This is a genomic window from Micromonospora lupini str. Lupac 08 (assembly GCF_000297395.2).
GTDB classification, from domain to species: Bacteria; Actinomycetota; Actinomycetes; order Mycobacteriales; family Micromonosporaceae; genus Micromonospora; species Micromonospora lupini.
The window spans coordinates 6,396,167-6,418,317 of record NZ_HF570108.1 but is presented as its reverse complement, the minus strand read 5'-3'; the positions used below and the strand labels follow the sequence as shown (position 1 = coordinate 6,418,317).

The following is a 22,151-nucleotide window of genomic DNA, read 5'->3' as shown; positions in this document are numbered from 1 at the left end:
TGATCGCGCGAAAACTGCCGCTGGCGCGAGCGCTACTCACGAGTAATGATGCGTTCATGCGGTACGACGTGGTCGTCATCGGGTCCGGCTTCGGCGGCAGCGTCACCGCGCTGCGCCTGGCCGAGAAGGGTTACTCGGTAGGCGTCCTGGAGGCCGGCCGCCGCTTCGCCGACGACGAGTTCCCGCAGACGTCCTGGCGGGCCCGCCGGTTCCTGTGGGCGCCGAAGCTGGGCTGCTACGGCATCCAGCGGCTCACCCTGCTCCGACCCGCCGACAGGCGATCCGGCGGCGGCGTGCTCGTGCTCTCCGGAGCCGGGGTGGGCGGCGGCTCGCTGGTCTACGCGAACACCCTCTACGAGCCGCTGCCGGCGTTCTACACCGACCCGCAGTGGCGCGACATCACCGACTGGCACGACGAGCTGGCCCGCCACTTCGACCAGGCGAAGCGGATGCTCGGCGTCACCACGTACCCGATGGACACCGGCGCGGACCGCGCCATGCGGGCGGTGGCCGACCGGATGGGGGTCGGCCACACCTTCCACGCCACCCCCGTCGGCGTGCACATCGGCCGCCCCGGCCAGCGCGTCGCCGACCCGTACTTCGGCGGCGTCGGCCCGGAACGCACCGGCTGCCTGCACTGCGGCTCGTGCATGACCGGCTGCCGGCACGGAGCCAAGAACACGCTTGTCAAGAACTACCTGTGGCTCGCCGAACGGCTGGGCGCGACAGTGCACCCGCTGACCACTGTGACGGCCGTCCGCCCGGCCGCCGACGGCGGGTACGAGGTGCACACCGAGCGCACCGGCACCTGGCTGCGCAGGCGGCGGCAGGTGATCCACGCCGACCAGGTGGTCTTCGCCGCCGGCGCGCTCGGCACCCAGCGGCTGCTGCACGGCATGAAGACCGACGGCGCCCTGCCGCGGCTCTCACCCCGCCTCGGCGAGCTGACCCGGACCAACTCGGAGGCGATCCTGGGCGCCTCGGTGGACCACCGGCGGGCCCGGTCCGAGCGGCTGGACTTCACCGAGGGGGTGGCGATCACCAGCTCGTTCCACCCCGACCCGCAGACCCACATCGAACCGGTCCGCTACGGGCGCGGCTCCAACGCCATGGGGTTGCTCCAGTCGTTGCTCGTCGACGGCGGCCCGCACCGCGTCCGCCGCTGGCTGGGCAGCATCGTGCGACAGCCGCGGCTGGCCGCCCGGATGCTGTCCGTGCGCGGCTGGTCGGAGCGGACGGTGATCGCCCTGGTGATGCAGTCGGTGGACAACTCGCTCACCACCCGCTGGCGGCGTGGCGCGTTCGGCCGCCGGCTGGTCACCGGGCCGGGCCACGGCACGCCGAGCCCGACCTGGATCCCGGCCGGCAACACCGCCACGCGGCTGCTCGCCGAGGAGATCGGCGGTACGCCGGGCGGCTCGCTCACCGAGCCGTTCGACATCCCGATGACCGCGCACATCCTGGGCGGGGCGGTGATCGGCGCCACCGACGCCGACGGGGTCATCGACCCCTGGCACCGGGTGTACGGCCATCCGGGGCTGCACGTTGTCGACGGCGCAGCGGTGTCGGCCAACCTCGGCGTGAACCCGTCGCTGACCATCACCGCACAGGCGGAACGGGCGATGTCCTTCTGGCCCAACCGGGGCGAGCCGGACCCCCGCCCGGCGCTCGGGGATCCGTACCGCCGCCTGGCGCCCGTACCCCCGCTCCACCCGGCGGTGCCGGCGGACGCCCCGGGCGCGCTGCGCGCCTAGGGCAGTGGCTTGCGCAGGATGTAGTTGATGCCGAACACGGTGTCGCTGACCCGTACGTCGGTGTAACCGATCCGCTGGTAGAAGCCGTGCCCCGTGATGCTGGCGCCGGTCTCCATGTGGTCGTGGCCGTCGGCGCCGGCCAACCCCTCGATGTGGCGCATGAGCCGGCGGCCGACACCACGGCCGGCGCAGTCCGGATCGACGAACATCGTGTAGACCTTGTTGCCGTCCCGCGACACGGTGCCGACCGCGCGCCCTTCCTGCTCCGCGACGAACACCTCCCGGACGGTGGCGAGTTCGCGGAAGCGGGCGGCGTCGAAGTGCGCGCACATCCGCTCGATCAGGTCGGCCGGGTAGTCACGGCCGTTGACCTCCCGTAGGCACCGGGCGACGAGCTCGGCCAGCGGCTCGGCGTCGGTGTCCCGGAAGGGGCGTACGGTCACCTCGGTCACACCCGTCCTCCGTCCGGTCGTCATCGCACCGCGTCGATGTTAGGCGGCCGCCGCCCTCGGAGGCGCCGCGGCGGCACGCCGGAGGGGCGGCCCGTGCCCGGCGCAGCAGTGACTGTCGGTAGGCTTTGTGCACATGAGCCTGCCTCGCCCTGTCCTCGTGGTGGACTTCGGAGCCCAGTACGCCCAGCTCATCGCGCGCCGGGTCCGCGAGGCGAAGGTCTACTCCGAGATCGTGCCGCACTCGATGCCGGTCGCCGAGATGCTGGCGAAGAACCCGGCCGCGATCATCCTCTCCGGCGGTCCGGCAAGCGTGTACGCGCCGGACGCCCCGCAGATCGACGCCGGCCTGTTCACGGCCGACGTGCCGGTCTTCGGCATCTGCTACGGCTTCCAGGCGATGGCCCAGGCGCTCGGCGGCACCGTCGCGCACACGGGCAACCGCGAGTACGGCGGCACGCCGCTGCGTCCCCGCCTCCTCGACCCGGGTGTGCTGCTGCGCGACCTGCCGGCGGACCTGCCGGTCTGGATGAGCCACGGCGACTGCGTCACCGAGGCGCCCGAGGGCTTCACGGTGACGGCCGAGTCGGCGGGCGCGCCGGTGGCGGCCTTCGAGGACGTGGCCGGGCGTCGGGCCGGCGTGCAGTTCCACCCGGAGGTCGGGCACACCGCGCACGGTCAGGAGATGCTCACCCGCTTCCTGTACGACATCGCCGGCATCGAGCCGACCTGGACTCCCGAGAACATCATCGACGAGCAGGTCGCCCGGATCCGCGCCCAGGTCGGCGACAAGGAGGTCATCTGCGGCCTCTCCGGCGGGGTGGACTCGGCGGTCGCCGCCGCGCTCGTGCACCGGGCGGTCGGTGACCAGCTCACCTGCGTGTTCGTCGACCACGGTCTGCTGCGCGCGGGCGAGGCCGAGCAGGTCGAGAAGGACTACGTGGCGGCCACCGGCATCAAGCTGAAGGTGGTCGACGCCGCCGACCGGTTCCTCGGCGCGCTGGCCGGGGTGACCGACCCGGAGCAGAAGCGCAAGATCATTGGCCGGGAGTTCATCCGGGTCTTCGAGGCCGCCGCCCGCGAGATCGCCTCGCACGGCGACGTGGAGTTCCTCGTCCAGGGCACCCTCTACCCGGACGTGGTCGAATCCGGTGGCGGCACCGGCACCGCCAACATCAAGAGCCACCACAACGTCGGCGGCCTGCCGGAGGACCTGAAGTTCGCCCTGGTCGAGCCGCTGCGCACCCTCTTCAAGGACGAGGTCCGGGCGCTCGGCCTCCAGCTCGGCCTGCCCGAGGCGATGGTCTGGCGGCACCCGTTCCCCGGTCCCGGCCTGGCCATCCGGATCATCGGCGCGGTCGACCGCGAGCGCCTCGACCTGCTCCGCCAGGCCGACCTGATCGCCCGCGAGGAGTTGACCGCCGCCGGCCTCGACCGGGGTGTCTGGCAGTTCCCCGTCGTGCTGCTCGCCGACGTGCGCAGCGTCGGCGTGCAGGGTGACGGGCGCAGCTACGGGCATCCCGTGGTGCTGCGCCCGGTCTCCAGCGAGGACGCGATGACCGCCGACTGGTCGCGGCTGCCCTACGACGTGGTGGCCCGGATCTCCACCCGGATCACCAACGAGGTCGCCGAGGTCAACCGGGTGGTGCTGGACGTGACAAGCAAGCCGCCGGGCACCATCGAGTGGGAGTGACCGCGGCTCACGCCGCCGGCGGCGTGTGGGGCGGGGTCGTCGGCGGGTAGGGCGGCGTCGGCGCGTACCCCTGCTGTGGTCCGCCGGGCGCGGGCCCGGCGGTGGGCTGCGGCGCGACGCCCGCCGCGTGCGGCCAGGCGGGCGCGCCGGTGGGCTCCTCGGGCATCAGGAACCACATGATGGGGTACGCGAACAGCGCGAGCCCGCCGGTGAGCAGGCCGGTGACCGCGAAGGCCACCCGGACCAGTGTGGGGTCGACGTTGAAGTAGCGGCCGAGGCCGCTGGCGACCCCCGCCACCATGCGGTCGGTGGTGGGTCGCCGGAGCTGCTTGTACGGGGCGTGGGGAGCGGCGGTGGATGTCATGTCTCCACGGTCCGCGCCGGCGCCCGGCCCGCCCTCGGTGACCGCCCGGATCCTTACCCTGACCGATCCCTGAGCGGGTAGCAAAGAGTCAGGAATCCGACTCTTTTCCGTTCCGGTAACCCGGCCCGGGGAGAATTTGGTCCCGTGACCACCTTGCTGGAGCCGCTTCGCAGGATCGCGGCATACGCAGTTTGTGCTGATTCAGACGGCCGAGTGTTGCTGGTCCGCGCATCGGAGCGCTCCGGCACCCCCGGCACCTGGTCGCTGCCCGGCGGGGCGGTCGACCACGGCGAGGACCCGAACCACACGGTCGTCCGCGAGACCGCCGCCGAGACCGGCCTCTCGGTCGCCGTCTCCGGCCTGGCCGACGTGCTCGCCGACATGCGGTCCCTGCCCGAGCGCGGCATCACCATCCACACCGACCGGCTGATCTACCGGGTGGCGGTGCGTGGCGGCACCCTCGCCGACCGGGTCGGCGAACGCCCCACCGACCTCGCCCGGTGGTACACGCTTGACGAGGCCCGCGAGTTGCCACTGCGCTCGTTCACGGCCCGCGCCCTCGGCCTGCCCGCCTCCTCGGCCGACGTGGTGCCCGACGAGGTGCCCGAGTTCCCCTCGTTCTACGCGGTGCCCGGTCCCGACGGGCTGCACCGGGCGCAGCGCTTCGCCGCGTACGCCGTGTGCACGGACCCGGCCGGCCGGGTGCTGCTCACCCGCATCTCCGACGGCTACCCGGGCGCCGGCTGCTGGCACCTGCCCGGCGGCGGCACCGACTACGGCGAGCAGCCCGGCGCGGCGCTCATCCGGGAGCTGGTCGAGGAGACCGGCCAGGCCGGCCGCCTCGTCGAGCTGCTGGGTGTGGCGAGCCACCGTGACGCCGCCTCGCTCGGCCCGGAGGGCTACCCGATCGACTGGCACGGCGTACGCGCCTTCTACCGGGTCGTGGTCGACGAGCCGAACGCGCCGACGATCACCGATGTGGGCGGTTCCACCTGCGAGGCCCGCTGGTTCGCCCGCGAGGAACTGGGCGCCCTCGGAACGGACCGCCTGACCGAGGTGACGGCAGAAGCAGTCCAAGCAGCCCAACTAACCTGACCCCCCCGGCCCCCACCCCACCCCACCCACCCACCCCCGGCCCCCCGGCCGGCCCGCACCACCCCGCTGGGCTCGATCATGAAGTTATTGTCGGGACGCGCCGGCATGGACGGCGATAGCTTCATGATCACTGGCTTGAGTGGTGCACGGGGGGCGGGGACGGTGCTGGTGCGGCGGGTTGCGGTTTACGGTGCTTTGTGGGCTTCTGGGTCAGTCTTGGTGGTTCGCGATCCGGGTTCTGAGGTCTGGTCCCTGCCCGGGGGTGTGGTCGAGCACGCCGAGCATCCGGAGCACGCCGTCGTCCGCGCGGTCGCCGGGCAGACCGGGCTGACCGTGGCGGTGGGCCGGCTGCGCGCCGTCGTCGCCGACGTGACCACCCGCGCGGACGACGTGTCGTTGCACACCGACCGGTTGCTGTTCGAGCTGACCGTCCCGGACGACGCGCGGGGCGGAACCGTAGGCGGCGTGCTGGGCGGGACCGCGAGCGGCGTGCTGGGCGGGACCGCAGGCGGCGTGCTGGGCGGCGCGGGCGGTGCGTTGGGCCGCGCGGGCGGTGCGCTGGATGGGGCCGCGGGCGCCGTCGTGGAGGCCCGCTGGGTCGACCCCGAGGAGGCGGCCGGGCTGCCGCTGACCCCGTACAGCGCCGAACTGCTCGGACTGCCGGTCACCCCGCTCCCGGCCGACGCGCAGCCGTCCGCCGAGCCGCTCCCGCCGGCGCATCCGGATCGCCGGTTGCGCTTCGGGGCGTACGGGCTGGTCACCGACCCGGCCGGGCGGATCCTGCTCACCCAGATCGCGGACGGCTACCCCGGGGCCGGCAAGTGGCACCTGCCCGGCGGTGGCACCGATCACGGTGAGCAGCCGACCACCGGGCTGCTCCGCGAGCTGGTCGAGGAGGGTGGCCAGGTGGGCCGGGTCGTGGAACTGCTCGGCGTGGACAACCTGCACAACCCGGCCGCGCTCGGCCCGGAGGGTCGTCCGCTGGACTGGCACGGCGTACGGGTGATCTATCGGGTGCTGGTGGACGTACCCACCGACGCGGTGGTGACCGAGGTCGCCGGTGGCTCGACCGCCCGGGCGGGCTGGTTCACCGTCGCCGACACCGCTGACCTGCCGCTGACGGGCATCGCTGCCTCGGCAATCGGACAGCTGGGTCGATAGCACCCGGCTCGACGAGCCGACATGGTGACCCTCCGGTACAGTCGGAGACGGGAATGATGGAGGAAACGGGCGATCAAGCCCGGGATGGGAATAACAAGGCGGTTCGCGCGGTTTGCACCAGATAAGTACCGCCGGCAGCTATCGCCAAGCCACGTTCCCCTATGCGATGGTGTACTCCGCAAAACGGCTGCCGGGCCACGCAGGGTCCGGCACGAGACAGCCGGACAACCGCCCGCAAACGGCGGCAAGCCGATCCGGTGATGGAGGAAACGTGCCGAGAGCCCCATGGCGCCGGCGTCGTACGACTGACAGTCCGCGCCCCGCAGGGCGTCGCTGGGCGGGCCCGTTGCGCCGCAGCAGCACGTTCGCCCGCCAGGTGCTACTGGTCCGGGTGGGTCGCCGTGACGGCGACCTGCGGACCACCGACCTGACACTGCCCGAGCACCGGTACGCCGACCGCCAGCGCCGCCGTTACGGCCTGGACCGGCTCAGCCGTCCGTCGCTCGGCGTCGCTCGGGCCGAGATCGAGGCGGTCATGCCGGTCAGCCCGGCGCTTCCGCCGATGGCGTACGCCGACGAGGCCACCGCCGGGTCGATCCCCCTGCTCCCCGGCGAGCGCACGATGGCCCGCCGGATGAAGTTCGGCGTGGTCAACGCCTGCACCCTGGCCAGCCTCATGCTCGGCATGCTTGCCATCTTCCTCGCCATGCAGGGTGAGGTGCGCATCGCCGCCCTCTGCCTGATCGCCTGCGTCGCCTTCGACGGCCTCGACGGTGCGTTGGCTCGCCGGCTCGGCGTGGCCAGCCCGTTCGGCGCTCAGATGGACTCGCTTGCCGACATGTGCTCGTTCGGCCTCGCCGCGCCCGTGGTGGTCTACGCCTCGCTCGCCGGCTCGGTGTCGACGGCTGCGGCAGCGGTGGCCTGCTTCCTGGTCGCGGCGTGTGCGGCGATCCGGCTGGCCCGCTTCAACGTCTCGCCGAAGGACGGCCGCTTCTTCTGCGGAGTCCCCACCACCATGGCCGCGGCAGTGCTCGCCGTGACCGTGGCGATCGGCCTGCCGGTGCCCGGCCTGGTGCTTGTCGCCGGGGTGGCGCTGCTCGCCTTCGCGATGGTGTCCAGCTTCCCGTACGCCAAGCTCGCCCGCCTGGTGAAGCTGCCGCCGTGGCTCTGGTTGGCCCCGGTGATCGGCGCGCTCGTCGACATCCGGCTCACGTTCGCCCTGATCGTGGTGGGCTACCTGGTCAGCGGGCCGGTGCTCTGGCTGCGCCAGCGTCGTACCGCCTGATCCGACACACGAAACGGGGCGCCGCGGACAGCGGCGCCCCGTTTTCGCGTTCCGGTGTCAGCGCCAGCGGGCGATGACCGTGGAGCCGCCGATCACCTTGTCGCCCGGCCCCACCAGCGGGTCGGCGGCCTCGGCCGGCAGGTAGACGTCGGTCCGCGAGCCGAACCGGATGAGCCCGAAGCGCTCCCCCTTGGCCAGCAGTGCACCGATCGGCGCGCGCTGCACGATGCGGCGGGCGATCAGGCCGGTCCGCTGGGCGACCACCACAGTGCCACGGCTGGTGTCCAGGACGGTGTACGCGGCGACGTTGTGCTCGGCGTCCGGCTTCATCGCGTTGACGAAGCCGCCGTCGGCGACGAAGTAGTCCACCACCTTGCCGGCGACCGGAGCCCGGTTGACGTGCACGTCCAGCACGGAGAGGAAGACCGCGACGCGCAGCCACTCGCCGTCGCCGAAACGCTCGTCGTGCAGGCGCTGCACCGACAGGACCTTCCCGTCCGCGCTGGCCACCACGGCGTTCGGGTCCTCCGGCACGTCCCGCTGGGGATCCCGGAAGAACGCGGCGACAGGCGCGGCGGCCAACGCCGGCAGCAGCCACAGCTTCGACGACGGACGCGCCACCCGGGCGAGCGCCGCCAGACCCAGCGTGATGCCGGCCGCGGCCACCCCGTTGGAGTCGATGTGCATTCCCCGGGTCAGCGGCACGCTCGACGGCCGGTACGCCGGAGCCAGTCGGTCGGCAGCGGCCGGGCTGGCCGGGGTGAACCGCAGCCGGTAGACGCGCAGCGGCGGCGTGTTGCGCAGCACCAGGTCCCCGCCGACGCCGTAGAGGGCGTCCTGCCGGGCCAGCTCGGTGGCCGCGCCTGTCGTCCGGCCGGGCGTCGCGGTGGTCGCCACGCTCAGCACCCCGCCGTCGGTCAGGTACTTGGACAACCCGTCGATGCCGCTCCGGGTCTCCTCGGCGGTGCCGGTGAACGCCTCGCCGGCGATCACCACGGCGGCGGCCTCGGCGTCGGCGAGCGAGTCGACCACGCGTACCCGGTCGGCGACCCACCGGCCCTGGGCGGTGACGTGCTCGCGGAGCACGGCGGCGCTTGACGAGTCGCCGGGCACGACGGTGAGCTGGTCACCGGGGAGCAGCGCCTCGATCGCCGCGGCCAGCACCGCGGACTCCGGGCTCGCGCCGACCAGCAGGGCGGCCTTCGGGTCGTTCATCCGGGCCAGCTCGGTGACGAGGGTACGGGCGGCTCGCTCGCCGATGCGGACCGGACCGGACCGGCCGGTGGTACGCACGGCGGGGGACTGCGTCATGTCGGGCGGGCTCCTGACGGGGTAGAGACGGGAATCGCGGCGGGGCCGCCACGGCGGGACGGGCCGGCCGGCGGAGGCGAGATCTCCACCGGCCAGCATATGCGCCTGCCCGCGCCGGCCGCACCGCCGTGGCGGCGGTGCGGGCCGCCGCGGGCGGGCGACCGGTCAGGATTCCCGCCGTCGGACCTCCCGCTCGTCCGCCGGATCGTCGCCGGTCGCCGTGCTCGCCCGGTCGGACCGGGTCGGCTCATCGTCGCCGTCGCCGTCGCCGTCGCCGTCGCCGTCGCCGTCGCCGGGCGTCGTGCTCGGGTGGTCGGTCCGGGTCGGCTCGTCGGCGTCTTCGCCGGTCTGGCCGGAGACCGGAGACGTCTGCGGCTCCGGGGCGGCGTGGGCCAGCCAGGCCGGGTGGATGGCCTCCGTCGGTGCCTCCGGTGCCCGCAGCTCGGCGGTCGGCGCCTCCGGCGGGCGCAGCTCGGCGGTCGGTGCCTCTGGTGCCCGCAGGGCCACGGTCGACGCCTCTGGCGCCGGCCCCGGGAGGGGAGCGTCCCAGGTGGAGTGTTCGGCGGTCCACGCCGGAAGGCCCGCGCCGGAGGTCGGGGCCCCGGAGGTCGGCACGCCGGGCTCCGCGGCGGCCGTGACCGGCCCGGACGCCAGCGTCGGCGTGCCGGGCTGGTGGACCGGGGCCGCGGCCGGGTCGGCGACCTCCTTCGGGTCCGGGCGGCCGGACCGGCCGGAGCGCAACGCGCCGACCAGACCGAAGACCCCGATCAGGATCAGCGCGCCGGCCAGGAACCAGCCGACCGGTGGCAGCGCGAGCCCGAGGATCTGGGCGAGCAGCCACCAGGCCGACAGCGCCAGGAACACCAGCCCGAAGGCGAACGAGAGCAGGTCCGTACGGTGAGCCTTCACCGGGTCACCTCCAGGTTGCCGGCATTGACGTGGATGTACAGGCGCAGCTTCCCGCCGCCGGGGCCGTCCGCGCCCAGGTCGGTGGACTCCCGCGGTCGGCCGTCGAACCCGCCGGAACGGGTGCCGAAGACGGTGGCGTCGCCGGCGTTCACGTCGGCCACGGTGGTGACGTCCACGTTGGGCGGTACGACAACTGTCGCCTGACCGAAGTTGATCGCGACGGTCACCTGGCTGTCCTGCTTCGTGAAGTCGATGCCCCGTAGGTCGAGCACTGCGTCACCGAAGCTGTTCTCGTACCGGTCGGCGAGGTCGCGGTAGTCGGTGGGCGCCCAGGTGACCGCGCCGTCCACGCCGCGGATGCGGTCGTAGGACTCGGCGACCGTCGCGGTCCCCAGAGCCGCGGCGGTCACCAGGCCGAGCGCGATCAGCCAGCGGGCCCGCCCGAACCAGGTGCCGACCAGCAGCCCCAGCCCGATCGTGGCCAACGCGGCCGCGAAGTACGCCGAGGCGCTGACGGCGAAGACGTCCAGCAGATCGAGCAGGGCGACCACGCCGAGGGCCAGGAAGATCAGCGAGAAGGTCACCGCGCCGAGCGGTGAACGCTCCCGGGGCCGCTTCGGCGGCTTCGGTGGTTTCGGCGGCGGGGCCGGGGCCGGGGCCGGCGCGGCGTACGGGCCGTGTGGCGCGAACGGCTGGCGGTAACCGCCCGGCGTCGCCGCGACCGGGTAACCGGACGGACCGGCGGGCACGGCGGTCACCGGCGCCGACGGCCAGCCGGCGCTGGACGTGCCCTCGGTGGCCGTGCCGCTGCCCGTCCAGCCCTGCTCGGGCGCCGGCCAGGTGGCCTCCTGCGGCCCCGTCGTGGCACCGGCCGGCTGCCCGGACACCGGCCCCGCCCCGGACGGCAGCGTCGCCCCGGACACCGACTGTGCGCTGACGATCGGCTGCGTGGCGGTGGCTGGCTGGGCGCCGTACATGGGCGTGGGCGCGCTCGGCGGCTCAGCCGGCGCCGCGGCGTACGCCGGAGCGCCACCTGCCAACGGCGCGGTCGCCAGCGGACCGGTGGGCGGCACCGCGCCGTGCGTCGGCGCGGGCCAGGCGACCGGCGGGACGGGCCCGGGTGGCGTACCGGTCGGGGTGGGCGGCACCGGCCCACCCGGGACGCCGGGCTGTGGACCACGGCTGTCCCGGTTGAGCAGCAACGCGCCGCCGATCAGGATGGCCGCGCCGAGCAGCACCGCGCGGAAGGCGTCGGTGACGATGTAGCCGAAGCTGGCCGCCACCAGGATGCCCAGCACGATCACGGTCACCGGGGACATGCTGGAACGGCCGCGCCCCAGCATCGACTCCACCGGGGATGCCGTGTCGCCCTCGTTCGGGATGATCAGCCAGGCGGCGACGTACACCAGGATGCCGATGCCACCGAAGAACCCGAGCACCGCGAGCAGCACCCGCCAGAGCACCGGGTCGGTGTTGGTGGCTCGTCCGATCGCCGCGCAGACCCCGGCCAGGTAGCGGCCGTCGCGCGGCCGGACCAGCCCGTACCGCGAGGTGAAGCCGGTGCCGCCCAGCGGCCCCACGGACGGCCCCGGCCCACCCCCACCGGTCCCCGGAGGCGTACCCGCGCCCCCGCCGGGCCCGTAGCCCGCGCCGGGCCCGTAGCCCGCTCCGGGCCCGTAGCCCCCGCTGGGCTCGTAGCCCCCGCCGGGCCTGTAGCCCGCACCGGTCGTATCCGCACCGGGTCCGTAGCCCGCTCCGGGCGCGAAGCCGGCGCCGGGGCCGCGGTCCGTGGCGGTCGGACCCCCGCCTGGCCCGTGGTCCGTGCCGGCCGCGTGGCCGGCGCCGGGCGCGTAGCTCGCGCTCGGCGGCTCGTACGCGGCGCCCGGTGTCGGTCCGGCGGTCGGGTCGGTGCCGGCGGTCGGGCCGAACGTGGTGGGCTCGGTCCAGCCGGCGGGCGTCTGGGCTGGTGCGGGCGGTGCTGAACCGCCCGGCTGTGCCGACCCGGGGCGGGGCGGCGGGGCAGCTTCCTCGGTCATGTCTCGATCCTGCTGCCCGCTGCGCCCGAACGACCTCAGGACCCGACCCTGACCCCACCCTGAGATCCGGGCGGTCGGAATGTCGGGGGCGTCCCCGTGGTCGGCGGACGCCGCGGCGTGTGACGATCGGACTCACCGACCTCCGCCCCGCCCACCACCGTGACCAGGGAGCCTCCGATCAGCACCGTGACCCCGCCTCCGCGCCTCTACCGCGCCCCCGAGCATCGGATGGCCGCCGGTGTCGCCGCCGGCATCGCCGACCATCTCGGCATCTCGGTGCTGCGTGTGCGGGTCGCGTTCATGGTGCTGCTCGGGCTGAGCGGGCTCGGCCTCCTGCTCTACGCGGCCTTCTGGGCGGTGGTGCCGCTGCGCCCCGGCGACACCGCCGTGCCACCCCGGCGCGACGTGGCCCAGCTCCTGCCGTTCGTCGGGATCGGGCTCGGCGTCCTGCTGATTCAGGTGATGGTCTTCGACTCCGTCGGCGCGGCGGGCACCGCCGGCTGGCTGGTGGCCATCATCGCCGTCGGCGCCGGGGTCATCTGGCACCAGTCGGCGCCCGAGCGGCGACGGCGCTGGGGCGACACGATGCCGGTCCCGTGGCTCGGGGCGGTCGTCGAGGAGAGCGACCGGCGGGCCTTCGTGCTCCGGTTCATCGGCGGTGGAGTGCTGGTCGCGGTCGGCATCATCGGTGTCGCGGCGGTCTACTCGCCGGCACAGAACTTCGACGCGGTGATCAACGGGGTGATCTTCGCGCTGGTCGGGTTGGCCGGGGTCGGCGTGGTCGCCGCGCCGGTGCTCTGGCGGACGTACAGCCAGCTCCGCTCGGAGCGCGAGGGGCGCATCCGCGAGCAGGAGCGGGCCGAGCTGGCCGCGATGGTGCACGACCAGGTGCTGCACACGTTGGCTCTGATCCAGCGCAACGCCAGCGACGTCAAGACGGTGCAGCGGTTGGCCCGGGGACAGGAGCGTTCGCTGCGCAACTGGCTCTACAAACCCACGGCGTCACCGAGCGAGCGCTTCGCCGCCGCCCTGGAACAGGCCGCCGCCGAGGTCGAGGACACGTTCGCGATCACCGTGGAGACCGTGGTGGTGGGCGACCGGGAGACCGACGAGAAGGTCGGGGCGCTTGTCGCCGCCGCGCGGGAGGCGCTGGTGAACGCTGCCCGGCACGCCGGCGTGCAGACCGTGTCGCTGTACGCCGAGGTGGAGCCCGATCAGGTCAGCGTCTTCGTCCGGGACCGGGGCAAGGGCTTCGATCCGGATACGGTGGAGGACCACCGGCACGGCGTACGCGGTTCGATCATCGGACGGATGAAGCGGCACGGCGGACGGGCCGAGATCCGGTCCGGTCCGGGGGAGGGGACCGAGGTCCGGTTGATCCTGCCGATCTCCCGGGACTCGTCCGCAGCGGAGAGGAACAAGTGACCATGGCCGAGCAGCCGATGGAGCATCTCGACCCGGCGACCAGCCGCCCCGAACGCCTGCGGGTGTTCCTCGTGGACGACCACGCGATGTTCCGTGCCGGGGTGCGTGCCGAGCTGGGCGCCCACGTCGAGGTGGTGGGTGAGGCGAGCACGGTGGCCGAGGCGGTCACGCGGATCGCCGCCACCGGGCCGGACGTGGTGCTGCTCGACGTGCACATGCCCGACGGCGGTGGCCGCGCCGTGCTGGAGGCGATGCGGCGCAGTCATCCGCAGGTCAAGTTCCTGGCGCTGAGCGTCTCCGACGCGGCGGAGGACGTGATCGGTCTGATCCGGGCCGGCGCGCGGGGGTATGTCACCAAGACCATCTCCCCGGACGAGCTGGCCGCGGCGATCCGCCGGGTCGCCGACGGTGACGCGGTGTTCAGCCCTCGGCTCGCCGGGTTCGTGCTGGACGCCTTCGCGGCCCGGCCGGACGCCCCGGTGGCCGACCCGGAGCTGGACCAGCTCACCAACCGGGAGCGGGAGGTGCTGCGCCTGCTCGCCCGGGGGTACGCGTACAAGGAGATCGCCAAGGAGCTGTTCATCTCCATCAAGACGGTGGAGACGCACGTGTCGAACGTGCTGCGCAAGCTCCAGATGTCCAACCGCTACGAGTTGTCCCGCTGGGCGGCGGACCGCCGGCTCGTGTGATCTATTCCTCCGCCCCGGCATTTCGGGCAGATGCCACGGATGCCGCTGGGCGGGGCTGACAAACGATCACCCGTCGTCCCATACTGCCCCGGTCCCGTTTCCGCGCGTGGGTGTTGGCATCCCGCGGAGGCGGCGGCTCACGCGTGCCCGCGGTCGCGGGTCACCCCTGGGGGAGAGGTACCACTCTTGATGTTCGGACAACGAGGACGACACTGGGCGCGGGTCGCGCTGGCGGCTGTCGCCGGCGGCGCGCTGGCGCTCGGCGTGGCGGGTGCCGCAGCCGCCGCTCCGGCCACCGGCGTGGCCAAGGTGGTCGACGGCACCGAGGTCACCCTGAAGCTCGACGGCAAGAAGCGCACCACGTCCGCGCTCGCCCTGAAGATCGACGGCAAGCTGGTGCCGGCGTTCTGCATCGACTACCACACCAGCGTGAAGCTCGACGGCAAGTACGAGGAGGGCACCTGGGACAAGTCCGAGGTGCAGAACCTCGGCAAGGTCCAGTGGGTGCTCACCCACGGCTACCCGAACGCCGACTCCACCGCGCTTCTCGCCGCCGCCGGCGTGCAGACGAAGATCGGTAAGAAGCAGCTGGACACCCTGCTCTACTTCGGCACCCAGACCGCCGTCTGGCACTTCAGCGACGGCATCGAGCTGGGCGCCTGGGAGAAGGGCCTGCAGGCCCCCAACCAGTACGAGGTGATCACGAAGGTCCGTGACTACCTGATCACGAACGCCACCGACCAGCCGGAGCCGCGTGCCGACCTGGCCGTCGACCCGGCCAGCGCCACCGCGACCGTCGGCGGCAAGGCCGGTCCGTTCACGGTGAAGGGCCCGGCGGGCGCGATCACCGTCGCGGCCACCGGCGGCACCGCCGTCGACGCCGAGGGCAAGCCGGTCACCACGACCACCAACGGCGGGCAGTTCTGGCTGGCCGCCGAGGCCGCCGGCACGGTCGACGTGACCCTGACCGCGCAGGACTCGGTCTCCTTCGGCCGGGTGTTCCTGTTCAGCGGCGGCGCCAAGAAGGCGCAGAAGCTGATCCTCGGCGGCAGCACCGGCACCACCGTCACCGCCCGGGCGGCGGCCACCTTCACGGCCACCCCCGCGACCCCGCCGGCCACCTCGTCGCCGACCCCGAGCGCGTCGGCGTCGCCGACCACCCCGTCGGCCACGCCGTCGGAGTCGGCGCAGCCGGCCAGCCCGGCACCGTCCACCTCGCCGGCCAGCAACGGCGGCGCCCTGCCGCTGACCGGTTCGCCGATCGCGATGGCGGCGACCGCCGGTCTGCTGCTGCTCGCCGCGGGCGCGGTTGCCGTGCTTCTGGTGCGTCGTCGCAAGGTCCGCTTCACCGCCTGATCCATCCCCGCCACACCACCGGCCCCGGCCCCGCCTCGTGCGGCGCCGGGGCCGGTGTCGTCGTACCAGTCGCGGTCGCCCTCCGGTCATCAGAGAACCGCCCGCGGCGCCCTCGTCCACCCAGCCGGCCATGGTGCCCGTGCAGCCGACGGCGACCTCGTCCGGACGGGCAAAGAAAATCGAGCCCGCGACGGGCGTCGGACCGCGCGTCCGTCGTGCGGAAAACCTCACAGAAGCCGAGCCTGAGCGCGGCGCGGGCGCTCTAGCAGGTCATGTACTTCCAGGTCAGGGACACCTGCCCCGACCGTTTTATGATCATTTTTCAAGTATCGGCAACGTGGCGGGCAACTAACGGCTTGATAACGGCACCTTCACGGAAGCGGCCAGTGGGTGTCACAGTGGCAGCACCTCACCCTTGGTGTGTGGCACTCCGTACGGCCAACGACCACGACCTCCGCTGTTCCCGGCGGGTTCGTGGCTGTGTCGCCTGCGTAGGGTCGTGCCTCGTCGGGTGAGGGAGCCCGGCGGATCGGAACATCAGGGGTGTCCCCAAACTTCCCTGTGGTCCCGGCGACCCCCGCCCCGGGGTGGTCGGGCGGTGTCACCCCCAAACGTGCGTGAAACCCACGACGGAACCAGGTTAGAAAGAGGAGGCCCCTCGGAATGAGAGTCTCGAAGCGGGCGACGAGCGCGATCGCGCTCAGCGCGGCTGCCGCGCTTGTCGCGAGCGGTTGCTCGAGCGGTGACGGCGACGGCGACGCCGCCGCCAGCAAGGATGGCGCGATCGTCATCCACGGCGTCCAGCCGGAGAACCCGCTGGTTCCGTCGAACACCACGGAGACCGGCGGTGGCAAGGTCATCGACTGGCTGTTCACCGGCCTGGTCGAGTACCCCAACGACGGTGGGGCCCCGCGCAACGCGCTGGCCGAGTCCATCGACACCAAGGACTCCAAGGTCTTCACGATCAAGATCAAGAAGGGTACCAAGTTCCACGACGGTACCGAGGTGAAGGCGAAGAACTTCGTCGACGCCTGGAACTGGGCCGCGTACTCGCCGAACGGCGCGCAGAACGGCTCCTTCTTCGCGGACATCGCGGGCTTCGACAAGACCTACACCGAGGACCCGGACGGCGCGGACGGCCCGCAGAAGGCCCCGATGCCGACGGCCAAGGAGCTGTCCGGCCTGAAGGTCATCGACGAGCAGACCTTCGAGGTCACCCTCGCCGCCCCGACCGCGGTCTTCCCGACCAAGCTCGGCTACAGCGCGTTCATGCCGCTGCCGGACGCGTTCTTCACCATGAAGCCCGAGGAGTTCGGCAAGAAGCCGATCGGTAACGGCCCGGTGAAGTTCGTCTCGTGGCAGGACAACGTCCTCATCAAGCTGACTCGTTTCGACGACTACAGCCTGCGCGACAAGATGAAGATCAAGGACGTCGACGTCAAGCTGTACCAGGACGAGACGGCGGCCTACGCCGACCTGCTCGCCAACAACCTGGACTTCATGGAGGTCGTCCCCACCTCGGCGCTCGCCGGCGACAAGTGGAAGACCGACCTCGGTGACCGTGGCCTGAACACCGTCACGCCGTCGACCGCGCTCATCGCGTTCCCGATCTACGACAAGCGCTTCCAGAACCCGAAGCTGCGTCGTGCGGTCTCGCTGTCGATCAACCGGCAGGAGATCTCGGACAAGATCTTCTTCGGCACCCGCAAGCCGGCCGACAGCTGGGCGAACCCGCTGACCCCGGGCGCCAAGCCGGGTAACTGCACCGCCTGCAAGTTCGACCCGACCACGGCCAAGCAGCTGCTGACCGAGGCCGGCGGCTTCACCGGCGAGATGGTCTTCTACTACAACTCGGACTCCAGCCACAAGGACTGGATGGACGCGGTTGCGCAGCAGGTCAAGACCAACCTCGGCATCGAGGCTCGCGCCGAGGGCATCCCGACCTTCGCGGTGTTCCGTCAGAACATCAACGCCCACAAGATGACCGGCCCGTACCGTGCCGCCTGGCAGCAGGACTACCCGGACGTGGAGAACTGGGTCAACCCGCTCTACGTCAAGGGTGGCTCGTCCAACGACGGCCTGTACAGCAACCCCGAGGTCGACACCCTGGCCAAGCAGGCCAGCTCCGCGCCGAGCCTCGAGGCTTCGCACGAGGCCTTCGCCAAGGCCATCGAGAAGGTCGACCAGGACGTCCCGAGCATCCCGATCTACTTCTACGGCCAGCAGTCCGGCCACTCGGAGAAGATCAAGAAGCTCGAGCTGAACAACGTCGGCGAACTCGACATCACCTCGGTCGAGCTCTGATCCGAACGGTCTGACCCCGGGTCGGGCTCGCCACATCCGGTGAGCCCGACCCGGGGCCGTTCCGCGAGTGGGTGCCACAGCACTCCACTCGCCACGTTGTCACCACCGTGTCGGCCGTCCGACGCGCCCCCTGTCTGGAGGACCACCCCATGGGCCGTTATCTGTTGAGACGGCTGCTCCAACTCGTGCCGGTCTTCATCGGCTCGACCTTCCTGATCTACTGGCTCGTCTGGTCCGTCCCCGGCGACCCGTTCGCCGGCAAGTGCGGCGAGCGCCGCTGCCCCGACCAGTACGTCGCGTACATGACCGAGAAGTACCACCTGGACCAGAACGTCTTCGTGCAGTACGGCAACTACATGAAGAACCTGCTCCAGGGCGACTTCGGCCAGACGTTCTCGCAGCGCGACATCGGCGACATCATCGCCACGGCGTACCCGAACACCCTGAAGCTGGCCCTGGTCGCGCTCGCCATCGAGGCCGTGATCGGCCTCGGCGCCGGCATCCTGACCGGTCTGCGCCGCAACGGCTTCCTGGACAACCTCGTCCTCGTCTCGACCCTCTTCCTGCTCGCGCTGCCGGTGTTCGTCGTCGGCTTCGTGCTGCAGTGGCTGCTGGGCGTGCAGTGGGGCATCGTCAAGCCGACGGTCTCGTCCGAGATGCGCTTCTCCGAGCTGATCGTGCCGGGCTTCGTGCTCGGTAGCGCGTCGGTGGCGTACATCGCCCGGGTGGCTCGAACGAGCATCGCGGAGAACCGCCGTGCCGACTACGTGCGCACCGCCATCGCCAAGGGCCTGCCGATGCGCCGGGTCGTGGGTGTGCACCTGCTGCGCAACTCGCTCATTCCGGTCGTCACCCTGCTCGGCACCGACCTCGGCGCCCTGATGGGCGGCGCGATCGTCACCGAGGGCATCTTCGGCATCAACGGGATCGGTCGCGAGGTCTACCGCGCGATCGTCACCAAGGAGAGCGCTACCGTGGTTGGCATCGTGGTGGTGTTGGTGGTCGTCTATCTGTTGATGAACCTGCTGGTCGACCTGCTCTACGCCGCCCTGGACCCGAGGATCCGTTATGAGTGACCCCAGTACCGCATCGATCGTCAGCACCCCTGCCGCGCAGCCGACCGACACCCCTGCCACCCCCGGGCCGCAGGGCAACGAGAAGCCCCGTGGTCTGCTCGGTGACGCCTGGCGGGACCTGCGCCGCAAGCCGCTGTTCTGGATCTCGGCGACGATCATCGTCATCTTCCTGTTGATGGCGGCCTTCCCGTCGCTGTTCGCCCCGGGCGACCCGGTCAACGGGGCGCTCTCGCGCAGCCTCAACAAGGCGTCCGGCGACGCGTGGTTCGGGTACGACCTGCAGGGCCGGGACGTCTACGCCCGGGTCATCTACGGCGCCCGTGCCTCCATCGTGGTCGCCGTGCTCTCCGTGGTCGGCACCCTGCTGGTCGGCGGCTTCATGGGCATCATCTCCGGCTACCTCGGTGGTTGGGTCGACACGATTCTCAGCCGGGTCGCGGACGTGTTCTTCGGAGTGCCGTTCGTGCTCGGCGCGATCGTCATCCTGACCACGTTCAACGGTTCGGGCAGCAGCAACAGCAAGGCCGAGATCATGGGCCTGGTGATCATCTCGCTGATCGTGCTGAGCTGGCCGGTCGTGATGCGGTTGATGCGCTCCTCGGTGCTCTCCACCAAGGAGGCCGACTACATCGTTGCGGCGCGCGCGCTCGGTGCCGGCAGCGGCCGGATCATCCTCAAGCACCTGCTGCCGAACTGCCTGGCCCCACTGCTGGTCTACGGCACGATCATGGTCGGCTCGTTCATCGGTGCCGAGGCCACCCTGTCGTTCCTGGGTGTCGGCCTGAAGTCGCCGGTGGTGTCCTGGGGCATCATGATCAGCGAGGGCAAGGATTTCATCCGGGTCGCGCCGGGGCTCGTGTTCTTCCCTGCCGCATTCCTCGTCGCCGCGGTGCTGAGCTTCGTGATGCTCGGTGAAGCGGTCCGCGAGGCCCTCGATCCGAAACTCCGCTAGGGGAAATCCAGTGTCCGACATTCTCGTGTCCGAGCAGTCCGCGCCGGGATCCGGCGGGTCCGGGCGCCCCTCCGGCCGGCTGCTCGAGGTCGACGACCTGCGGGTGGAGTTCCGTACCCGGGACGGCGTCGCAAAGGTCATCAACGGGGTCACGTACCACGTCGACGCGGGGGAGACCCTCGCCGTGCTCGGCGAGTCCGGCTCCGGTAAGAGCGTCACGGCGCAGACGATCATGGGCATCCTCGACACGCCCCCCGGCTTCGTCACCGGTGGGCAGGTCCGCTTCCACGGAAAGGACATGCTCCGCATGTCCGCCGAGGAGCGCCGCCGCATCCGCGGTGAGGGCATCGCGATGATCTTCCAGGACGCGCTGTCCGCCCTGAACCCGGTCTTCACCGTCGGGTTCCAGATCGCCGAGCAGTTCCGGGTTCGGCGGGGCCTGGGTCGCGCGGAGGCCAAGAAGCGCGCGATCGAGATGCTCGACCAGGTCAAGATCCCCAACGCCAAGGGCCGGTACAACAACTATCCGCACCAGTTCTCGGGCGGTATGCGGCAGCGCGCGATGATCGCGATGTCGCTGGCGCTCGACCCCGAGGTGCTGATCGCGGACGAGCCGACCACCGCGCTCGACGTCACCGTGCAGGCCCAGATCATGGACCTGCTCGCGGAGCTTCAGCGTGAGCGGCAGATGGGCATGATCCTGATCACCCACGACCTCGGTGTGGTCGCCGACGTCGCGGACCGGATCGCCGTCATGTACGCGGGCCGGATCGTCGAGGAAGCCGACGTGTACGACCTGTACGCCAAGCCGGCGCACCCGTACACGCTGGGTCTGATCGACTCGATCCCGCGCCTTGACGAGAAGGGGCAGCAGCTCCGGACGATCAAGGGCCTCCCGCCGAACCTGATGAACATTCCGCCGGGCTGCCCGTTCAACCCGCGCTGCCCCATGGCTCAGCCGGTGTGCCGGGAGAAGGTTCCCCCGCTGCTCCAGGTGGGCCCCGCCCGGGCCAGCGCCTGCCACTTCGCCGAGGAGCTGGTGAACCGTGTCTGAGAACATCCTCGAGGTCAATGACCTGGTCAAGCACTACCCCGTCACCCAGGGTGTGGTGTTCAAGAAGACCGTCGGTCAGGTCAAGGCCGTCGACGGGGTCTCGTTCGGTCTGCGGGCCGGCGAGACGCTCGGCGTCGTCGGCGAGTCCGGCTGCGGAAAGTCGACCCTCGCCCGGGTTCTGATGAACCTGGAGAAGCCGACCGCCGGCAGCGTGGTCTACAAGGGCCAGGACATCTCCAAGCTCTCCGGTGGGGCGCTGCGTCGGCTGCGTCGGCAGATCCAGCTGGTCATGCAGGACCCGTACACCTCGCTGAACCCGCGGATGACTGTCGGTGACCTCATCGGGGAGCCGTTCGAAATCCACCCGGAGGTGGCGCCCCGGGGTAGCCGTCGGGCCAAGGTCCGCGAGCTGCTCGACCTGGTCGGGCTCAACCCGGAGCACATCAACAGGTACCCGCACCAGTTCTCCGGCGGTCAGCGTCAGCGCATCGGCATCGCCCGCGCGCTCGCGCTGCGGCCCGAGGTGATCGTCTGCGACGAACCCGTCTCGGCGCTTGACGTCTCCATCCAGGCCCAGGTGATGAACCTGCTGGAGAAGCTGCAGTCCGAGCTGGGGCTCTCGTACATCTTCATCGCCCACGACCTGTCGGTGGTCCGCCACCTGTCGGACCGGGTGGCGGTGATGTACCTCGGCAAGATCGTCGAGATCGGCACCGAGGACGAGATCTACGAGCGGCCGACCCACCCGTACACCCAGGCGCTGCTCTCGGCGGTGCCGGTGCCGGACCCGACCCAGCGGAACAACAAGACGATCATCCGGCTCACGGGTGACGTGCCGTCGCCGATCAGCCCGCCCTCGGGCTGCCGGTTCCGGACCCGCTGCTGGAAGGCGCAGGAGGTCTGCGCCGAGCAGGTCCCGCTGCTGGAGATCCGGCGCGACTCGGACCACCCGAGCGCCTGTCACTTCGCGGAGCGGCGCGAGATCGTCGCCACCCACGAGGCGTGAGTCACCGGAACCGCCTGCCGACGTCACCACGACGACGGCAGGCGGTTTCGTCTGTCCAGCGACCCTGAGCGGGCCGCCACGCTCCCGCACTGCCGGTCGACCCGCCGGCGCGCCGGCGGTCCAGCGAGGTGCCTCAGAGCGGCCCGGCGGCCCACCGAGGTGCCTCAGAGCGGCCCGGCGGCGGCCCGGCGGCCCAGCGAGGTGCCTCAGAGCGGCCCGGCGGCGGCCCGGC

Annotated in this window: 17 protein-coding genes and 1 pseudogene; 13 read left to right on the top strand and 5 right to left on the bottom strand. The window is 71.8% G+C overall.

What is annotated here, in order from left to right:
• Nucleotides 1–56: 56 nt before the first annotated feature.
• Nucleotides 57–1,754 carry an FAD-dependent oxidoreductase gene (locus MILUP08_RS30405; RefSeq protein ID WP_039906908.1) on the top strand — a complete coding sequence of 566 codons (1,698 nt, stop codon included), beginning with the start codon at nt 57–59 and terminating at the stop codon, nt 1,752–1,754.
• Here MILUP08_RS30405 and MILUP08_RS30400 read toward each other — a convergent pair.
• On the bottom strand, nt 1,751–2,206 hold the full coding sequence (locus MILUP08_RS30400) for a GNAT family N-acetyltransferase (RefSeq protein WP_007465076.1): 456 nt from the start codon (nt 2,204–2,206) through the stop codon (nt 1,751–1,753). The genes MILUP08_RS30405 and MILUP08_RS30400 overlap by 4 nt on opposite strands.
• Nucleotides 2,207–2,339: 133 nt before the next feature.
• Here MILUP08_RS30400 and guaA point away from each other — a divergent pair, with 133 nt between their 5' ends.
• Nucleotides 2,340–3,896 carry a glutamine-hydrolyzing GMP synthase gene (gene guaA, locus MILUP08_RS30395; RefSeq protein WP_007465075.1) on the top strand — a complete coding sequence of 519 codons (1,557 nt, stop codon included), beginning with the start codon at nt 2,340–2,342 and terminating at the stop codon, nt 3,894–3,896.
• Nucleotides 3,897–3,903: 7 nt separating this feature from the next.
• Here the strand turns inward: guaA and MILUP08_RS30390 are convergent, their stop codons facing one another.
• Entirely contained in the window at nt 3,904–4,260 is a 357-nt protein-coding gene (locus MILUP08_RS30390) for a PspC domain-containing protein (protein ID WP_007465073.1), read from the bottom strand.
• Nucleotides 4,261–4,404: 144 nt separating this feature from the next.
• Between MILUP08_RS30390 and MILUP08_RS30385 the strand changes: the two genes are divergently transcribed.
• The 3 genes from MILUP08_RS30385 (at nt 4,405) to MILUP08_RS30375 (ending at nt 7,801) form a co-directional block, all read left to right on the top strand.
• Nucleotides 4,405–5,355, top strand: a complete 951-nt coding sequence (locus MILUP08_RS30385) for an NUDIX hydrolase (protein WP_039906906.1) — start codon at nt 4,405–4,407, stop codon at nt 5,353–5,355.
• A 123-nt stretch (nt 5,356–5,478) separates the two neighbouring features.
• Nucleotides 5,479–6,516, top strand: a complete 1,038-nt coding sequence (locus MILUP08_RS30380; protein WP_051065844.1) for an NUDIX domain-containing protein — start codon at nt 5,479–5,481, stop codon at nt 6,514–6,516.
• A 346-nt stretch (nt 6,517–6,862) separates the two neighbouring features.
• Nucleotides 6,863–7,801, top strand: a complete 939-nt coding sequence (locus MILUP08_RS30375) for a CDP-alcohol phosphatidyltransferase family protein (RefSeq protein ID WP_039906902.1) — start codon at nt 6,863–6,865, stop codon at nt 7,799–7,801.
• A gap of 57 nt (nt 7,802–7,858) precedes the next feature.
• Here MILUP08_RS30375 and MILUP08_RS30370 read toward each other — a convergent pair whose 3' ends face one another.
• The 3 genes and pseudogenes from MILUP08_RS30370 to MILUP08_RS30360 form a co-directional block, all read right to left on the bottom strand.
• Nucleotides 7,859–9,112 carry a phosphatidylserine decarboxylase gene (locus MILUP08_RS30370; protein WP_039906901.1) on the bottom strand — a complete coding sequence of 418 codons (1,254 nt, stop codon included), beginning with the start codon at nt 9,110–9,112 and terminating at the stop codon, nt 7,859–7,861.
• 639 nt (nt 9,113–9,751) lie between these two features.
• A pseudogene (locus tag MILUP08_RS30365) lies at nt 9,752–10,021 on the bottom strand (hypothetical protein); the annotation flags it as partial.
• On the bottom strand, nt 10,018–12,057 hold the full coding sequence (locus MILUP08_RS30360; protein ID WP_007465062.1) for a PspC domain-containing protein: 2,040 nt from the start codon (nt 12,055–12,057) through the stop codon (nt 10,018–10,020). The pseudogene MILUP08_RS30365 and the gene MILUP08_RS30360, both read right to left, overlap by 4 nt.
• Before the next feature lie 159 nt (nt 12,058–12,216).
• Here MILUP08_RS30360 and MILUP08_RS30355 point away from each other — a divergent pair, with 159 nt between their 5' ends.
• From MILUP08_RS30355 to MILUP08_RS30320, 8 genes are all read left to right on the top strand, one after another.
• On the top strand, nt 12,217–13,482 hold the full coding sequence (locus MILUP08_RS30355) for an ATP-binding protein (protein ID WP_039906899.1): 1,266 nt from the start codon (nt 12,217–12,219) through the stop codon (nt 13,480–13,482).
• A gap of 2 nt (nt 13,483–13,484) precedes the next feature.
• On the top strand, nt 13,485–14,171 hold the full coding sequence (locus MILUP08_RS30350) for a response regulator (RefSeq protein WP_039906898.1): 687 nt from the start codon (nt 13,485–13,487) through the stop codon (nt 14,169–14,171).
• A gap of 189 nt (nt 14,172–14,360) precedes the next feature.
• Nucleotides 14,361–15,527 (top strand): thioester domain-containing protein, encoded by a 1,167-nt coding sequence (locus tag MILUP08_RS30345; protein ID WP_039906896.1) that lies wholly within the window; start codon nt 14,361–14,363, stop codon nt 15,525–15,527.
• Nucleotides 15,528–16,190: 663 nt separating this feature from the next.
• Nucleotides 16,191–17,831 (top strand): peptide ABC transporter substrate-binding protein, encoded by a 1,641-nt coding sequence (locus MILUP08_RS30340; RefSeq protein WP_007465045.1) that lies wholly within the window; start codon nt 16,191–16,193, stop codon nt 17,829–17,831.
• 149 nt (nt 17,832–17,980) lie between these two features.
• Nucleotides 17,981–18,907 (top strand): ABC transporter permease, encoded by a 927-nt coding sequence (locus MILUP08_RS30335; protein ID WP_007465043.1) that lies wholly within the window; start codon nt 17,981–17,983, stop codon nt 18,905–18,907.
• Complete coding sequence (locus tag MILUP08_RS30330; RefSeq protein ID WP_007465041.1) at nt 18,900–19,859, top strand: ABC transporter permease; 960 nt, start codon at nt 18,900–18,902, stop codon at nt 19,857–19,859. Before MILUP08_RS30335 ends, MILUP08_RS30330 begins: the two co-directional genes overlap by 8 nt.
• 25 nt (nt 19,860–19,884) lie before the next feature.
• Entirely contained in the window at nt 19,885–20,913 is a 1,029-nt protein-coding gene (locus MILUP08_RS30325; RefSeq protein ID WP_039909015.1) for an ABC transporter ATP-binding protein, read from the top strand.
• On the top strand, nt 20,906–21,919 hold the full coding sequence (locus MILUP08_RS30320; protein WP_007465037.1) for an ABC transporter ATP-binding protein: 1,014 nt from the start codon (nt 20,906–20,908) through the stop codon (nt 21,917–21,919). Before MILUP08_RS30325 ends, MILUP08_RS30320 begins: the two co-directional genes overlap by 8 nt.
• Nucleotides 21,920–22,151 lie beyond the last annotated feature (232 nt).